The following is a 14,958-nucleotide window of genomic DNA, read 5'->3' as shown; positions in this document are numbered from 1 at the left end:
CTCATTCTCCCAGCTTGAAGCCGCTATTGGGCTTGCGGTGGCCGTAGCTGCGCGGCCGGGTGTAGTAGTCGATGGTCGGTGCCGCCAGGTTCATCAGCAGCACGGCGAAGGCCACTGCGTCCGGGTAGCCGCCCCAGGCGCGGATCACGTAGACCAGTACGCCGACGCCGATGCCGAACACCAGGCGGCCGCGGTTGCTGGTGGCGCCGGACACCGGGTCGGTGACGATGAAGAAGGCGCCGAGCATGGTGGCGCCGCTGAGCAGGTGAAACAGCGGCGAGCCGTTGGAGTCCGAGCCGCTGCCGTTCCAGAACAGCAGGCTCATCACGGCCAGGGCGCCGAGCATGCCGACCGGCGCGTGCCAGCTGAAGATGCGCTTGTGCAGCAGGTACAGGCCGCCGGCGAGAAAGGCCAGGTTGACCGCCTCGCTGCCGGCGCCGCCGAAGTGGCCGAAGGCCGGGTTGGCGGCGCGCAGCTCGTCCATGGTCAGGCTCTTGTTGACCTTCAGCGCGTCCAGCGCGGTGGCCTGGGCCCAACCGTCGGGCAGCGCGGCGATACCGAGGATGTGCTGCAGGCCATCGAGCAGGGCGACGCCATGCGGCACGGGCCAGCTGGTCATCTCCACCGGAAAGGAGATCAGCACCACCACGTAGCCGAGCATGGCCGGGTTGAAGGGGTTCTGCCCAAGGCCGCCGTAGAGCTGCTTGCCGAAGACGATGGCGAAACCCACTGCCACCAGGGTCAGCCACCAGGGCGCGTAGGGCGGCAGCGCCAGGGCCAGCAGCACAGCGGTGACCAGGGCGCTGTAATCCTTGAGGAAGAACGCCAGCGGACGCTGACGCGCGGCCAGGATCGCCGCCTCGAACGCCAGGGCGAACAGGCTGGCCAGGGCCAGATTGAACAGGGTGCCTGCGCCGAACAGCCAGGTCAGGGCGAGAATGCCCGGCACCGTGGCCAGCAGCACCTGCAGCATGACCTGCTGGGTGCGATTGCTGCCCTTGGCGTGGGGCGAGGTGATGCGGGGCAGGGCCATTGGCGCTCCGGTCGTTGCTGTCGCTGCGCTGTCGGGTGTGGTGTTTGTCCCCGGATTGCGTCCGGGGTGGATGTCAGGGTTGGTATTCGGCCAGTTGGCGTTCGGCCTCGGCCAGGCGCGTGCGGGCCTGTTCCAGCGCCTCGCTGGCGGCGTTGTCGTCGCGCTCCAGCTTGCGTAGGTCGGCGCGGGCGAAGGCCACTTCGGTTTTCAGGGCTTTCAGCGTTTCGTCCACGCCGGGGCGTTCGCGGCGTACCAGCTCCGGCGCCGGCTTGTCCGAAGCCGCCTCGGCGGCGTGCAGGGCTTGCTCGGCGGCGACCAAGGCATCGCGCAGCGGCTGCAGTGCGGCTTCGTCGGCGCCGGCCTTCTTCAGTTCGGCACGCTTCATCGCCAGCTCGACCTTGGCCTTTTTCAGGGCCTCGTCGCCGGCCGGCTTGGCGGCGGGGGCGGGCGCCTGGCTTTCCAGGCTGGCCAGGGCCTTCTCGGCTGCTTCCAGCTGCTGGCGCACACGGGCGAGTTCGGCCTGCTGGTCGTCGTCCGGGTTTTCGATCTTTTCCAGTTTGCGCAGCTGGGCCTTGAGCATGGCGGCGTCGATCTTGGCCTTTTTCAGCGCCTCGTCGCCGGCCGGCTTGGCGGCGGGGGCGGGCGCCTGACTTTCCAGGCTGGCCAGGGCCTTCTCGGCTGCTTCCAGCTGCTGGCGCAGGCGGACGAGTTCGGCCTGCTGGTCGTCGTCCGGGTTTTCGATCTTTTCCAGCTTGCGCAGCTGCGCCTTGAGCATGGCGGCGTCGATCTTGGCCTTTTTCAGCGCTTCGTCGCCGGCGGGTTTGGCGGCCGGGGCGGGCGCCTGGCTTTCCAGATCGGCCAGGGCCTTCTCGGCTGCTTCCAGCTGCTGGCGCAGGCGGGCGAGTTCGGCCTGCTGGTCGTCGTCCGGGGCCTCGAGCTTCTCCAGCTTGCGCAGCTGCGCCTTGAGCATGGCGGCGTCGATCTTGGCCTTTTTCAGCGCTTCGTCACCGGCCGGTTTAGGCGCCGGGGCAGGGGCAGCCGCTTGTGCGTCGGCCAGGGCCTTCTGTGCGGCTTCGGCAGCGGTGCGCAGCTCGGCGACCTGGGCCTGCAGCTCCGGCGTGTCGTGGGCTGCCAGCTGTTTTTCCGCCTTCTTCAGGGCGACCTGGGCCATGCTGGCCTCGATCCTGAGTTTCTTCAGCGCCTCGTCGGCCGGGGCGGCGGCAGCCGGCGGCGCCTCGGCCTGCGCCGCCTTGGCGCGGGCGGCCTTCTCGGCGCGCGCCTTGCGTTCGGCTTCCTTCTGTTCCTCGGCGCGGCGCAGGCGCTCCTGGCGCTGCTCGAAGCGCTGCTTGGAGTGCTCGGCCTTGAGCTGCTTCTGCTCCAGTTCGCGGATTTCCGCCTTGGCCGCGCGGTAGTACTGCACCAGCGGGATGCTCGAGGGGCAGACATAGGCGCAGGCGCCGCACTCGATGCAGTCAAACAGGTTGTGTGCCTTGAGCTGCTCGTGCTCCTGGCCCAGGGCGAAGAAATGCAGCTGCTGCGGCAGCAGGCTGGCCGGGCAGGCTTCGGCGCATTCGCCGCAGCGGATGCAGGGCAGCGCCGGCGGCGGTGGCGGCAGCTCGGCGGCGGTGCTGGCCAGCAGGCAGTTGGCGGTCTTGATCAGCGGCACTTCGAGGCTGGGCAGGGTGAAGCCCATCATCGGTCCGCCCATGATCAGGCGATTGAGCTTGCTCCGGTCGAGCCCGGCAAATTCCAGCAGCTCGCCAACCGGGGTGCCGAGCAGTGCCTCGACGTTGCCCGGGCGCGCCAGGGCCTCGCCGGTCAGGGTGGTGATGCGCGAGATCAGCGGCTTGCCGTGCACCACGGCCTCGTGCACGGCCACGCAGGTGCCGACGTTCTGGCAGAGTATGCCGATATCGGCCGGCAGGCCGCCCGATGGCACCTCGACACCGGTGAGGATCTGGATCAGCTGCTTCTCGCCGCCGGAGGGGTACTTGGTGGGGAACACCCGCACCTGGTAGCTGCGCTCGCGGCAGGCGCCGCGCACCGCGGCAATGGCCTCGGGCTTGTTGTCCTCGATGCCGATCAGCACCTGCTCGGGCTGGATCAGCTGCACCAGGATATCGATGCCGGAAACCAGCTCAGCTGCGCGTTCGCGCATCAGCAGGTCGTCGGCGGTGATATAGGGCTCGCACTCGGTGCCGTTGATGATCAGCGTGTGGATCTTCTGCGTCGGCCGCGCGGTGAGCTTCACCGCGGTGGGGAAGCCCGCGCCGCCCAGGCCGCTGATGCCGGCCTCGCGGATCAGCGCCAGCAGTTCGGCGGAGTCCATATGCCGGTAGTCGGGATGCGGGGTCAGGTCGATCCACTCGTCCAGGCCGTCGCTGTCGATCACGATGGCCGGCGCCAGCATGCCGGAGACATGCGGGTAGGGCTGCGGGCCGATAAAGCTGACCGTGCCGGAGGTCGGCGCATGCAGCGGCGCGCTGACGAAACCGGTGGCCTCGGCGATCTTCTGCCCCTTGCGCACCCGCTCGCCGACCACCACGCAAGGCTCGGCGACGGCGCCGATATGCTGGCCCAGCGGCAAGCTCAGGCGGGCCGGCAACGGCGCCTGCTGGATTGGCGTGCGGTTTGACAGTTCCTTGCGCTCGGCCGGATGGATGCCGCCGGGGATATCCCAGATACGCTCTTGTGCGCTCATGCCGCCTGCTCCCGGTCGCTGGCGATCAATTGGCCGGGCGCCAGCGGCTTGTCCCATTTCCAGCTCTGTACGCTGCCGCCCACTTCGAGCATGTCGATGCAGTCCACCGGGCAGGGCTCCACGCACAGGTCGCAGCCGGTGCATTCGCTGGCGATCACCGTGTGCATCTGCCGCGCCGCACCGACTATGGCGTCCACCGGGCAGGCCTGGATGCACTTGGTGCAGCCGATGCACTCGGCCTCGCGGATATAGGCGACCATCTGCGGCTTCTCGCCTTCCACCGCGTCCAGCGGCTCGGGCTCGACGTCGAGCAGGTCGGCCAAGGCGGCGATGGTCGCCTCGCCGCCGGGCGGGCACTTGTTGATCTTGTCGCCGCCGGCGATTGCCTCGGCGTAGGGCTTGCAGCCGGGGTAGCCGCACTGGCCGCACTGGGTCTGCGGCAGCAGGGCGTTGATCTGCTCGGCGATGGGGTCGCCCTCGACCTTGAAGCGCACCGCGGCGAAACCGAGGATGGCGCCGGCCAGCAGGCACAGGCCGAGCAGGGCGAGGACGGCGACGAGAACCAGGTTCATAGCTTGATCAACCCGGTAAAGCCCATGAACGCCAACGACATCAGGCCCGCGGTGATCATGCCGATGGCCGCGCCCTGGAACGACTTGGGCACGTCGGCGATGGCGATGCGCTCGCGCATGGCGGCGAACAGCACCAGCACCAGGGAGAAGCCCAGGCCGGCGGCGAAGCCGTTGGCGGTGGCGCTGACGAAGGTGAACTCGGCCTTGTTGGCGTTGAGCAGGGCCACGCCGAGAACGATGCAGTTGGTGGTGATCAGCGGCAGGAAGATGCCCAGCACGCGGTACAGCAGCGGGCTGGTCTTGTTCACCACCATCTCGGTGAACTGCACGGTCACCGCGATCACCAGGATGAAGCTGATGGTGCGCAGGTACTCCAGGTCCAGCGGTCTGAGCACGTACTGCTGCACCAGATAGCTGCACATGGCGGCCAGGGTCAGCACGAAGGTGGTGGCCAGGGACAGGCCGATGGCCGTCTCGATCTTCTTCGACACGCCCATGAAGGGGCACAGGCCGAGGAACTGCACCAGCACGAAGTTATTGACCAGGATGGCGCTGACCATGATCAGGACGAGTTCGGTCATCGGGTTGCCGTTGTGCTCGAAAAGGCCATAGAAAAAGGGCGCTTATTATCGGGAAGCGCGCAGAAGCAAACAAGCCGGCATTGGCCGGCTTGTTCGACGCCTATAAGCCTAGCTGGCGCTTACTTGACGCGCTGGCCCGGTTTGGCGCCGCTGTCCGGGCTGAGCAGGTAGATTTCCTCGCCGCCGGGACCGGCGGCCAGCACCATGCCTTCGGACACGCCGAACTTCATCTTGCGCGGCACCAGGTTGGCCACGTACAGGGTCAGGCGGCCTTCCAGCTTGCTCGGGTCCGGGTAGGCGGACTTGATCCCGGAGAACACGTTGCGCTTGGCGTCGCCGATATCCAGCGACAGGCGCAGCAGCTTGTCGGCGCCCTCGACGAACTCGCACTTCTCGATCAGGGCGATACGCAGGTCGACGGCGGCGAAGGCGTCGAAGGCGATCTCGGCGGCTAGCGGGTCCTTGGTCAGCTCGCCGTTACCGGCAGGCTTGGCGCTTTCTGCGGCCAGGTCTTCCTTGGAGGCTTCGATCATGGCGTCTATCTTCGCGGGTTCGATACGGGTCAGCAGCGGGTTGAACGGGTTGAGCTGGTGGTTGGCCAGCGGCTGCGTCAGGTCGGCCCAGGTTTGCGGGGCGACATTGAGGAAGGCTTCGGCGTCGGCGGCCAGCTTCGGCAGCACGGGTTTCAACATGATCACCAGCTGGCGGAACAGGTTGACGCCCAGGGCGCAGATTTCCTGCACTTCGGCCTGCTTGCCTTCCACCTTGTTCAGCGCCCAGGGCGCCTTGTCGGCGATCCAGGCATTGGCGCGGTCGGCCAGGGCCATGATTTCGCGCATGGCGCGGGAGAAGTCGCGCGCCTCGTAGGCCTCGGCGATGCTCGGTGCGGCGGCTTGGAAGGCGGCCCACAGCTCGGGCTCGGGATTGGCGGCGACCAGCACCCCATTGTTGCCCTTGTGGATAAAGCCCGCGCAGCGGCTGGCGATATTGACCACCTTGCCGACCAGGTCGGAGTTGACCTTCTGCACGAAGTCCTCGAGGTTCAGGTCGAGGTCATCGACACCGCGGCCCAGCTTGCTGGCGTAGTAGTAGCGCAGGTATTCCGGGTTCAGGTGATCGAGATAAGTCCTGGCCTTGATAAAGGTACCGCGCGACTTGGACATCTTCTGCCCGTTCACCGTCAGGTAGCCGTGCACATTGACCGCGGTGGGCTTGCGGTAGCCGGCGCCTTCGAGCATGGCCGGCCAGAACAGGGCGTGGAAGTTGACGATGTCCTTGCCGATAAAGTGATACAGCTCGGCGGTCGAATCCTTGTTCCAGAAGGCGTCGAAGGAAAGCTCCGGGCGGCGCGCACAAAGATTTTTGAAGCTGGCCATATAGCCGATCGGTGCGTCCAGCCAGACGTAGAAGTACTTGCCCGGCTCGTCGGGAATCTCGAAGCCGAAGTAGGGCGCATCGCGGCTGATGTCCCATTCCTGCAGGCCGCCGTCGAGCCATTCGGCGATCTTGTTGGCCACCGCCTCCTGCAGGCTGCCGCTGCGGGTCCACTGCTTGAGCATGGCCTCGAAGTCCGGCAGCTTGAAGAAGAAGTGCTTGGAGTCCTTGAGTACCGGCACCGCGCCGGAGATCGCCGAGCGCGGGTCCTTCAGCTCGGTGGGGGCGTAGGTGGCGCCGCATTTCTCGCAGTTGTCGCCGTACTGGTCCTCGGCCGCACACTTGGGGCAGGTACCCTTGATGAAGCGGTCGGCGAGGAACATGCCCTTCTCGGGGTCGAAGTACTGGGTCACCGAGCGGGTGGCGATATGCCCGGCGTCGCGCAGCTTGAGGTAGATCGCCGCCGACAGCTCGCGGTTCTCCCGCGAGTGGGTCGAGTGGTAGTTGTCGAAGTCCACGCCGAAGTCGGCGAAATCGGCGGTGTGCTCGGCCTGCACATTGGCGATCAGCTGCTCGGGGGTGATGCCTTCCTTCTCGGCGCGCAGCATGATGGCCGAGCCGTGGGCATCGTCGGCGCACACGTAGATCGCCTGGTTGCCGCGCAGTTTCTGGAAGCGCACCCACATGTCGGTCTGCACGTACTCGAGCATATGGCCGAGGTGGATCGAGCCGTTGGCGTAGGGGAGGGCGCTGGTAACGAGAATCTTGCGGGCTTCGGTCATGGTGATCGGCTGCACTGGTAAAACGAGGGAAGTCGGCAACTATAAGGGAAGCGACAAGCTTCAAGCTACCTGCGCCACGGAAAAGCGCCGTGCTCCATCGCCCGATGGCGCTGCTGCTATGATGGGCGCCTGTTTCTGCCCTGCCTTGTTCTTGGAGTTCTTGCATGAGTGCCGTCACCCGCGAAGCGGTCGAAGCCTGTCTGCGTCGGTTCACCGACCCCCATCTGGACCAGGACCCGGTTAGCGCCGGCTGTCTGCGCGAGGTCGAGATCCAGGGTGGCCAGGTCAATGTGCGTCTGCAGCTGGGCTACGCCGCCGGGCTGTTCAAGAACGGTTGGGCGCAGATGCTGCAGATGGCGCTGGAGAACCTCGATGGCGTCGACAATGCGCGCGTGCAGGTCGACTGCGTCATCGACTCGCACCAGGGCCAGGGCCAGGTGCCGGCGCTGGCCGGGGTGAAGAACGTGATCGCCGTGGCCTCGGGCAAGGGCGGGGTGGGCAAGTCCACCACCGCGGCCAACCTGGCCCTGGCCCTGGCCCGCGAAGGCGCGCGGGTGGGCATTCTCGATGCCGATATCTACGGCCCCAGCCAGGGCATCATGTTCGGCATCGCCGAAGGTACGCGGCCGCAGGTGCGCGAACAGAAGTGGTTCGTACCGCTCGAGGCGCATGGCGTGCAGGTGATGTCCATGGCCTTTCTCACCGACGACAACACGCCGATGGTCTGGCGCGGGCCGATGGTCAGCGGCGCGCTGCTGCAGCTGATCACCCAGACCGCCTGGAACGACCTGGATTACCTGGTGGTGGACATGCCGCCGGGCACCGGTGACATCCAGCTGACCCTGGCGCAGAAGGTGCCGGTGGCCGGCAGCGTGATAGTCACCACGCCGCAGGACCTGGCCCTGCTGGATGCCAAGAAGGGCGTGGAGATGTTCCGCAAGGTGCATATCCCGGTGCTGGGTGTGGTGGAGAACATGGCCGTGCACATCTGCTCCAACTGTGGCCATGCCGAGCACCTGTTCGGCGAGGGCGGCGGCGAGAAGCTGGCGGCGCAGTACGGTGTCGAGCTGCTGGCGTCCCTGCCGCTGTCGATGGCCATCCGCATGCAGGCCGACGACGGCAAGCCGACCACCATCGCCGATCCGGAAAGCCAGATCGCCATGATCTATCAGGACCTGGCGCGCAAGGTCGGCGCGCGCATCGCCCAGGCCGGCCAGCCGGCGATGCCGAGCATCGAGATCAGCGACGACTGAAAGCGGCCTTCTGATGACCCTCTCCCATTTATGGGAGAGGGTGCCCGAAGGGCGGGAGAGGGCTTGATCTGAATCGCCATGCCTCCTCTGGCATTCCTGCAGTCGTCTCCCATTGGCCGGTATTTCCTCTGGCCATAAAAAAGCCCCGCACTAGGCGGGGCTCTTTTCAAGCGGGTCAGCTCAGGTTAGACAACCTGAACTTCCTCAGCCTGCATGCCTTTCTGACCGCGGGTGGCCACGAAAGTCACTTGCTGGCCTTCTTTCAGGCTCTTGAAACCATCGCTCTGGATGGCTTTGAAGTGTACGAACAGGTCGTCACCGGATTGCGGGGTGATGAAGCCGTAGCCTTTCTCATCGTTGAACCACTTAACGGTGCCAGTCTGACGATTGGACATGTGATGTCTCCTAACAAAAGTAATAACAGCCCTGGAAAAGCCCAGGCCGGGACTGAGTGCAACGAGTACTAGGAGTCGGACGATGTTTGGATCGAGATCTAGGCATCTAGTAGCGATTCGCGGTGACACATGCAGCACAGTGGGCACACCATACGTGTTTTTATCGTCGAGTGCGAATGCTGCGTGCGTCTTTCTTGCAAATAACTCGCGGCGGCCGGTCGTGACGCCGGTCGACAGCCTTTGAAGCGGGGCGCCGGGGTCGGTAAGATGCGCTCACTTTTTTCGCCACCGCCCATTCAGGACACCTCGCCATGAGCATCAAATCGGACAAGTGGATTCGCCGCATGGCTCTCGAGCACGGCATGATCGAGCCCTTCGTGGAGCGCCAGGTGCGCACCGAAGGCAACGAGCGGCTGATCTCCTACGGCGTGTCCAGCTACGGCTACGACGTGCGCTGCGCCGACGAATTCAAGGTGTTCACCAACATCAACTCGGCCACCGTCGACCCGAAGAACTTCGACGAGAAGAGCTTCGTCGACGTGAAGAGCGACGTCTGCATCATCCCGCCGAACTCCTTCGCCCTGGCCCGCACCGTGGAGTTCTTCCGCATCCCGCGCGACGTGCTGACCATCTGCCTGGGCAAGAGCACCTATGCGCGCTGCGGCATCATCGTCAACGTCACGCCGCTGGAGCCGGAGTGGGAAGGCCACGTGACCCTGGAGTTCTCCAACACCACCACCCTGCCGGCGAAGATCTACGCCAACGAGGGCGTGGCGCAGATGCTGTTCCTGCAGTCGGACGAGGCCTGCGAGGTGTCGTACAAGGATCGCGGCGGCAAGTACCAGGGCCAGCTGGGCGTGACCCTGCCCAAGGCCTGAATGGCCGCTGCATCCGAAAAAGCCGAGCCTCTGCTCGGCTTTTTCGTCTTTGCCCCGCTCGATAAGCGGCTGGCGACGAGCGGTTAGCCGTTTGCCAGCCGGCGCAGTGCCTCAGGGCTCCTGTGCGGTCTTGCGCTGCTGGGCGTAGTGCTTGAGCACGTCGCCGAGTGCGGCAGTCAGCACGGCCGTGGAGACGCCGAACATGAGGATGCCGTTGGCCGCCTCCAGTGCGCTCAGCAGCTGCCGCGGCGGGGAGAGCACCAGATCGCCGTAACCCAGGGTGGAAAAGGTCACGCCGGAGAAGTACAGGGCCTGGGCAAAGGTTTCGAATTCGCCGAGCACGACGTACAGCCCGGCCCAGATGCTCATCTGCAGGAAGTTGCCGAACAGCATGAACAGCATCACCAGGCTCAGGGTCAGGATGGTGCTGCCGAGCGATGGCCGGCTCAGGCCATGCCGATAGTCGATATAACGACGCAGGCTGAGGGCGACCATCACGGCCTGCAGCAGCAGGCACAGCATGGTCATGGGCAGGCCGATCAGCAGGTTCAGGAGCATGGCTTTTCCTCAGAGGGCATGGTGACGCGCCGGTCGATCAGGTAAACCGCCGCGCAGGCGTACAGGGTGACGAGGACGAACAGGCCCATGCGGATGGCGAAGGCGCTGTAGACATCCTTGCCGAGGGCGCTGTCCTGCACCGACTGGCCCAGCAGGATGATCAGGGTCATCGCGCTGTTCAGCCAGAAGCCGGGGCTCAGGCGGTTGGCCACCAACTGGTAGAGGCGCCGCGCCAGCAGCAGGATGAACAGCAGCATCAGCAGGAAGAACAGCCACAGGTGCGGCAGGATGCTCAGCAGTGCCCAGAAGGCTATGGCCAGCGCGCCGCCGAGCAGGGTCGAGCCGAGCAGTTCACGGCCGGCGTCGCGGGCGCTGGTGCCGCACACCTGCTGGCCGAGGCTGGCCGCTTTCATCACCAGCGGTATGTAGCTGGCGGGGTCGATCAGCGCCAGCAGCCAGGCCGGCAGCACCACCAGCATGGCGCGCAGGGCGATCCACTCGGAACGCGCCTGACCCATGGCCGCCGGCTTGGCCGCGGGCGGCAGTCCTGCGGGGTCGGGAAACAGCCAGTGGCCGATCGCCACGCACAGGGTGGTCAGCAGCACGGCCTTGATCAGCGCGATCACCACTTCCTGGCCGAGCGCCATGGAGCTGGTGCCGGCAGCGGTAATCAGGGTCAGGCCGATGACCTGCAAGGTCGACAGCAGGCCATTGCCGCCGCGCAGGGCGAAACGAAAGCTGAAGAACAGGCCGAGTGCCACCAGCAGCACGCCGCTGAACGGCGAGTGACGCAGCAGCGGGCTCAGCAGCAGGCCGCTGCCGCAGGTCAGGGCGGCCACCAGGGCCAGGCTCAGGCCGGCCCTGAGGGTCAGCGGCTGGTTGCTCATCGCCAGCAGGAGCAGCACCAGCACCGGCGTGAGAAACGGCAGCGGCAGGCCCAGGCCGAAGCCCAGCACGGTGCCACAGGCCACCCCGCAGGCCAGGCGCAGGGCGCGCTGCGGGCGCGGATCGGTCGGGCCGGCCATCAGTAGGCGAACGACAGCCAGCTCATCACGCGCAGAAAGGCGCGGCCGAGCAGGTTCAGCGGGTTGCCTTCGCTGGGGAAGGCCATCACCTCGGCCTGGCCGCCGACGCGCAGGCCCTGGTAGTCGCCCAGTTCGCCCTCGGCGAACTCGATGATCACCGGGAAGCGTTGTGCCGCGCGCAGCCAGTCGCGGCTGTTCTCCACCGTCGGCAGGCTGCCGGGCGGGGTGCTCTGGCCGACGCTGATGCCGTAACCGATGCTGCGCACACGGCCGCGATAGACATGCCCGGGGCGGGCGTCGAGGACGATGGCAACCGCCGTGCCGGGCTGCAGGTGGCCGAGGTTGTTCTCGCTCATCTCGGCGCTGATCCATAGGTCGTTGAGGCCGATCAGAGTCATCTGCGGGCTGCCGGCCGCCGCATACTGGCCGACTTCGCTGCGCAGGTCGGTGATCAGCCCGGCGGAGGCGGCGCGTACCTGGGTCTTGCTCAGATCCAGCTCGGCCTGCTCGAGTGCCGCGGCGGCGCTGCGCAGGCGGGCGTTGTCCGCACCGCTACCGCCCTCGCTTTCGCGGGCGCGCTGCACTTCGGCACGGGCCGCGGCCACCTGGCTGATGGCCTGCTGCAAATTGGCCCGGGAGATTTCCAGGCGGCGCAGGGAGATGGTCCCGGGGTCTTCGCGATACAGGCGTTCCAGACGCTCGCGATCCTGCCTGGCTTCCAGCTCGCCGGCCTCGGCGGCGCGCTGCGAGGCCAGGGCCGAGTCGATGGCGGCGGTGCTGGCGCCGACCTGGCCGCGCATGTTTTCCAACTCCGCGCGGGCCTTGGCCACGGCGATCTCGTAGGGCTGCGGGTTGAGTTCGAACAGCACCTGGCCGGCCTCGACCGTCTGGTTGTTGCCGACCAGCACCCGCTGGATGCGCCCGGCCACCTCCGGTGCCACCGCGACCACGTAGGCCTGCACCCGCGCCTGCTGGGTATAGGGGGTGAAGCGGTCGGCCAGCAGGTACCAGACCAGGGTCAGGCCGATCGCGGCGAGGGTGATCTGCACCCCGCGGCGGCTGGGATCTTGCTCCTTGCCCGCGGGTTTGGCGGCTGGCTGGTCGGTGGTTTCCGGGCTGTCGATCATGGCGTGGCTGCCTGGGCGGACGGTGGTGATTGCTCGTCGAGCAGCTCGCCCCAGTCGGTGCGCTGGCGCATCTGCTCGCGGGTGGCACTGTCGAGCAACGGCTGGTTGCTGTGCCAGCCGCCGCCGAGGGCGCGATAGAGGTCGATCAGGTTGCTCAGTGCGGCGCTGCGCGCCACCAGATAACCATCCTGTTGGGCGAACAGGGCGCGCTGGGCGTCCAGCACCCGTTGGAAGTCGGAGTAGCCCTCACGGTACTGGGCGCTGGCCAGGGTCAGCGAGCGCTGGGCCGAGAACGCGGCCTCGCGCAGGATGCGCTCGCGCTCCAGGGCTTTGCTCAGGCCGGTGGCGGCGTCGTCGGCTTCGCGCGCGGCCTGGCGCACGCGGTCGCGGTAGGCCTCGATCAGTTGCTGCAGGCGCGCATCCTGCACGCGCACGTTGTTGCGCAGGCGGCCGTGGTCGAACAGGTTCCAGGTCAGGCTGGGGCCGGCGCCGAGGCTCACCGTATCGGGGCTGCCGGCCTGGCTGCTGGCCGACCAACCGATGCTGCCGAGCAGGCTGAGCGAGGGGTACAGGTCGCTCTCGGCCACCCCGATCAGGGCGGACTGGGCGGCCACCTGGAGTTCGGCGGCGCGTACATCGGGGCGGCGCAGCAGCAGGTTGGCCGGCACGTCGTCGAGCAGGGCCTGGTCGACCAGCGGCACCAGGCCGGTCTGCGCGCTCAGCTCGGGCAGGCTGCCCGGCGGCTGGCCGATCAGCACGGCGAGGGCGTTGCGCGTCTGCGCCGCCTGGGCCTCCAGCTCGGGCACGCTGCTCAGGGTGCCCAGGTACTGGGTCTTGGCCTGCTGCAGGTCGAGTTCGTCGCTGTTGCCGCTGTTGAACAGGCGTTCGGTGATCTCCAGGCTGCGCTTCTGCAGCCTGGCGTTGTCGCGCGCGATGCCCAGGCGCGCCTCGGCGGTTCGCAGGGCGAAGTAGGTCTGCGCCACCTGGGCACGCAGCAGCACCAGGGCATCCTCGTAGTTGGCCCGGGCGGCGAAGTAGCTGGCATCGGCGGATTCGATGGCGCGGCTGTAGCGACCCCAGAAGTCCAGCTCCCAGCCGATGTCGAAGCCGGCGCCGTACTGCCAGGCACTGCTGTCCAGCTCGGTGTCGCCACCGTACTGGTTGCGGTCCAGGTAGAAGGCGTCGGCGCTGGCCTGCTGCAGTTGCGGGTAGCGCCCGCTGCGGGCGATGCCGAGCTGGGCGCGGGCCTCGATGATGCGCAGGGCGGCGATGCGCAGGTTGGGGTTGTGGACGTCCGCTTCGGCGATCAGGCGCTCGAGCAGCGGGTCGTCGAACTGCGTCCACCATTGCCGGTTGTCCGGCTGCGGGTGCTGTTGGCTGGCCGCGTTCAGCGCCTGGCTGTCCCAGTGGTCGATCCAGGCCTGCCGCGGTGATTGGAAGTCCGGCCCCAGGCGCACGCAGCCAGCCAGGCTGGCTGCGGCCAGCAATGCCCAGGCGCGGCGCTGCTTAATCGCCATCCCGCGGGCCAGCCGCGCTGCTGGCGGGCGGGGTGTCGACCCATTGCCAGAACAGTTTGTAGCCCACCGCCAGCAGCACCGGGCCGATGAACAGGCCGATGATGCCGCCGCTGACCATGCCGCCCAGGGCGCCGACCAGCACCACCGGCATCGGCACGTCCACGCCGCGGCCGAGCAGCAGCGGCTTGAGCACGTTGTCGGCGAGGCCGGCGACGAACACGTAGATGGCGAAGACGATGCTGGCCAGGGTGGCGCCTTCGTTGAAGAAGACGAAGGCGATCACCGGCAGGGTAATCAGCGTGGCCGGCAGCTGCATGATCCCCAGCAGCAAGACGGCCAGGGCCAGCAGGCCGGCGCCGGGAACGCCCATGAAGATGAATCCGGCGCCGATCAGCAGCATCTGGATGAAGGCGATGCCGATCACGCCCTGGGCCACGGCGCGGATGGTGGCTGTGCACAGCTCGACCAGCTGATCGCTGCGACCCGGCTCGAATATCCGCGCCGAGATGCGGCGGGCGCTCTGATGACCGTTTTCGCCGTAGGCCATGATGATGCCGGCGATCATCAGCGCGGCGATGAAGACCAGCATGCCGACTCCCACCCCGGCAAGCCTGCTGAGCAGGCCCAGGGTCATGTCTTTGAGATGCGGGGCCAGGCGTTGCAGGACGCCGGTCAGGTCGGAGGCGAGCTGTGCCCAGAAGCCATGCAGTTGCTTGCCGATCAGTGGCCACTGGGCGACCGCATCCGGTGGCGGCGGGATATGCACGGCGCCCGACTTGACCGTGGCAATTGCCACCTGCACCGACTCGGTCAGCGAGGTGCCGAGCAGGTAGATGGGGATCAGCAGGACGGCGATCGCCAGGATCACGATCAAGGTGGCGGCACGGCTGTCGCTGCGGCCCAGGCGGGGCTTGAGCAGGTTGTGCAACGGATAGAGGGTGACGGCGAGAATCAGCGCCCAGAACATCAGGCTGAGGAAGGGGCTGAACACCTCGAAGCAGGCCACCACCAGGGCGGCGATCATGCCAGCGCGGATCAGGGTGTCGAGCAGGGTACGGTTAAAGATCCGTTCTGGCGTGGCGTTCGGCGACATGCGGCGTACCCCTGCTGAAGTGGCTCGAGCCCGCGCGACTAGGGGCGGGCCGTTACTTCAAAAAAGCGT

The 14,958-nt window shown here is 66.9% G+C and carries 13 protein-coding genes; 2 read left to right on the top strand and 11 right to left on the bottom strand.

Going from position 1 to position 14,958, the window contains the following annotated elements; translation table 11 throughout:
- Nucleotide 1 precedes the first annotated feature (1 nt).
- The 5 genes from ACIGFL_RS19765 to metG all read right to left on the bottom strand — a co-directional run bounded on the left by ACIGFL_RS19765 (nucleotide 2) and on the right by metG (nucleotide 7,043).
- Entirely contained in the window at nucleotides 2–1,033 is a 1,032-nt protein-coding gene (locus ACIGFL_RS19765; RefSeq protein WP_397498286.1) for an RnfABCDGE type electron transport complex subunit D, read from the bottom strand.
- A gap of 73 nt (nucleotides 1,034–1,106) precedes the next feature.
- Nucleotides 1,107–3,734 (bottom strand): electron transport complex subunit RsxC, encoded by a 2,628-nt coding sequence (rsxC, locus tag ACIGFL_RS19760; protein ID WP_397498285.1) that lies wholly within the window; start codon nucleotides 3,732–3,734, stop codon nucleotides 1,107–1,109.
- Complete coding sequence (rsxB, locus tag ACIGFL_RS19755; RefSeq protein ID WP_122108705.1) at nucleotides 3,731–4,306, bottom strand: electron transport complex subunit RsxB; 576 nt, start codon at nucleotides 4,304–4,306, stop codon at nucleotides 3,731–3,733. Before rsxB ends, rsxC begins: the two co-directional genes overlap by 4 nt.
- On the bottom strand, nucleotides 4,303–4,887 hold the full coding sequence (rsxA, locus tag ACIGFL_RS19750; RefSeq protein WP_122108704.1) for an electron transport complex subunit RsxA: 585 nt from the start codon (nucleotides 4,885–4,887) through the stop codon (nucleotides 4,303–4,305). The genes rsxB and rsxA overlap by 4 nt, the downstream gene beginning before the upstream one ends.
- A 119-nt stretch (nucleotides 4,888–5,006) precedes the next feature.
- Nucleotides 5,007–7,043, bottom strand: coding sequence for a methionine--tRNA ligase (gene metG, locus ACIGFL_RS19745; protein WP_397498284.1), 2,037 nt, complete (start codon nucleotides 7,041–7,043; stop codon nucleotides 5,007–5,009).
- A 164-nt stretch (nucleotides 7,044–7,207) separates the two neighbouring features.
- On the opposite strand from metG, the gene apbC reads away from it, so the two are divergent.
- Nucleotides 7,208–8,296, top strand: coding sequence for an iron-sulfur cluster carrier protein ApbC (apbC, locus tag ACIGFL_RS19740; RefSeq protein ID WP_397498283.1), 1,089 nt, complete (start codon nucleotides 7,208–7,210; stop codon nucleotides 8,294–8,296).
- 185 nt (nucleotides 8,297–8,481) lie between these two features.
- Here the strand turns inward: apbC and ACIGFL_RS19735 are convergent, their stop codons facing one another.
- Complete coding sequence (locus tag ACIGFL_RS19735; RefSeq protein WP_004423761.1) at nucleotides 8,482–8,691, bottom strand: cold-shock protein; 210 nt, start codon at nucleotides 8,689–8,691, stop codon at nucleotides 8,482–8,484.
- 311 nt (nucleotides 8,692–9,002) lie between these two features.
- On the opposite strand from ACIGFL_RS19735, the gene dcd reads away from it, so the two are divergent.
- Nucleotides 9,003–9,569 carry a dCTP deaminase gene (gene dcd / locus ACIGFL_RS19730; protein ID WP_021446086.1) on the top strand — a complete coding sequence of 189 codons (567 nt, stop codon included), beginning with the start codon at nucleotides 9,003–9,005 and terminating at the stop codon, nucleotides 9,567–9,569.
- Nucleotides 9,570–9,680: 111 nt separating this feature from the next.
- Here dcd and ACIGFL_RS19725 read toward each other — a convergent pair whose 3' ends face one another.
- Genes ACIGFL_RS19725 through ACIGFL_RS19705 form a run of 5 tightly spaced genes read right to left on the bottom strand, consistent with a single transcriptional unit; the run spans nucleotide 9,681 to nucleotide 14,889 of the window.
- The gene (locus ACIGFL_RS19725) at nucleotides 9,681–10,127 is read right to left on the bottom strand and encodes a potassium channel family protein (protein ID WP_397498282.1); all 447 of its coding nucleotides are present in this window, start codon (nucleotides 10,125–10,127) and stop codon (nucleotides 9,681–9,683) included.
- Nucleotides 10,118–11,152, bottom strand: a complete 1,035-nt coding sequence (locus tag ACIGFL_RS19720) for a DUF2955 domain-containing protein (protein ID WP_397498281.1) — start codon at nucleotides 11,150–11,152, stop codon at nucleotides 10,118–10,120. The genes ACIGFL_RS19725 and ACIGFL_RS19720 overlap by 10 nt, the downstream gene beginning before the upstream one ends.
- Entirely contained in the window at nucleotides 11,152–12,279 is a 1,128-nt protein-coding gene (locus tag ACIGFL_RS19715; protein WP_397498280.1) for an HlyD family secretion protein, read from the bottom strand. Before ACIGFL_RS19715 ends, ACIGFL_RS19720 begins: the two co-directional genes overlap by 1 nt.
- Nucleotides 12,276–13,796, bottom strand: a complete 1,521-nt coding sequence (locus ACIGFL_RS19710; protein WP_397498279.1) for an efflux transporter outer membrane subunit — start codon at nucleotides 13,794–13,796, stop codon at nucleotides 12,276–12,278. The genes ACIGFL_RS19715 and ACIGFL_RS19710 overlap by 4 nt, the downstream gene beginning before the upstream one ends.
- A complete protein-coding gene (locus ACIGFL_RS19705) occupies nucleotides 13,786–14,889 on the bottom strand; it encodes an AI-2E family transporter (protein WP_122108700.1) in 1,104 nt (367 codons plus the stop codon). Before ACIGFL_RS19705 ends, ACIGFL_RS19710 begins: the two co-directional genes overlap by 11 nt.
- Nucleotides 14,890–14,958: the final 69 nt, after the last annotated feature.

This window comes from Pseudomonas sp. NPDC077649, from assembly GCF_044542855.1.
Classification (GTDB): Bacteria; Pseudomonadota; Gammaproteobacteria; order Pseudomonadales; family Pseudomonadaceae; genus Aquipseudomonas.
This window is presented reverse-complemented; position numbering and strand designations above follow the sequence as displayed.

Excerpts from the sequence above, each read along its gene's own strand:
- rsxA (WP_122108704.1), bottom strand. The coding sequence starts at position 4,887 with ATGACCGAACTCGTCCTGATCATGGTCAGCGCCATCCTGGTCAATAAC.
- ACIGFL_RS19720 (WP_397498281.1), bottom strand. The coding sequence starts at position 11,152 with ATGGCCGGCCCGACCGATCCGCGCCCGCAGCGCGCCCTGCGCCTGGCC.
- apbC (WP_397498283.1), top strand. The coding sequence starts at position 7,208 with ATGAGTGCCGTCACCCGCGAAGCGGTCGAAGCCTGTCTGCGTCGGTTC.
- ACIGFL_RS19710 (WP_397498279.1), bottom strand. The coding sequence starts at position 13,796 with ATGGCGATTAAGCAGCGCCGCGCCTGGGCATTGCTGGCCGCAGCCAGC.
- metG (WP_397498284.1), bottom strand. The coding sequence starts at position 7,043 with ATGACCGAAGCCCGCAAGATTCTCGTTACCAGCGCCCTCCCCTACGCC.
- ACIGFL_RS19715 (WP_397498280.1), bottom strand. The coding sequence starts at position 12,279 with ATGATCGACAGCCCGGAAACCACCGACCAGCCAGCCGCCAAACCCGCG.
- rsxC (WP_397498285.1), bottom strand. The coding sequence starts at position 3,734 with ATGAGCGCACAAGAGCGTATCTGGGATATCCCCGGCGGCATCCATCCG.
- ACIGFL_RS19765 (WP_397498286.1), bottom strand. The coding sequence starts at position 1,033 with ATGGCCCTGCCCCGCATCACCTCGCCCCACGCCAAGGGCAGCAATCGC.
- ACIGFL_RS19705 (WP_122108700.1), bottom strand. The coding sequence starts at position 14,889 with ATGTCGCCGAACGCCACGCCAGAACGGATCTTTAACCGTACCCTGCTC.
- ACIGFL_RS19735 (WP_004423761.1), bottom strand. The coding sequence starts at position 8,691 with ATGTCCAATCGTCAGACTGGCACCGTTAAGTGGTTCAACGATGAGAAA.
- rsxB (WP_122108705.1), bottom strand. The coding sequence starts at position 4,306 with ATGAACCTGGTTCTCGTCGCCGTCCTCGCCCTGCTCGGCCTGTGCCTG.
- dcd (WP_021446086.1), top strand. The coding sequence starts at position 9,003 with ATGAGCATCAAATCGGACAAGTGGATTCGCCGCATGGCTCTCGAGCAC.
- ACIGFL_RS19725 (WP_397498282.1), bottom strand. The coding sequence starts at position 10,127 with ATGCTCCTGAACCTGCTGATCGGCCTGCCCATGACCATGCTGTGCCTG.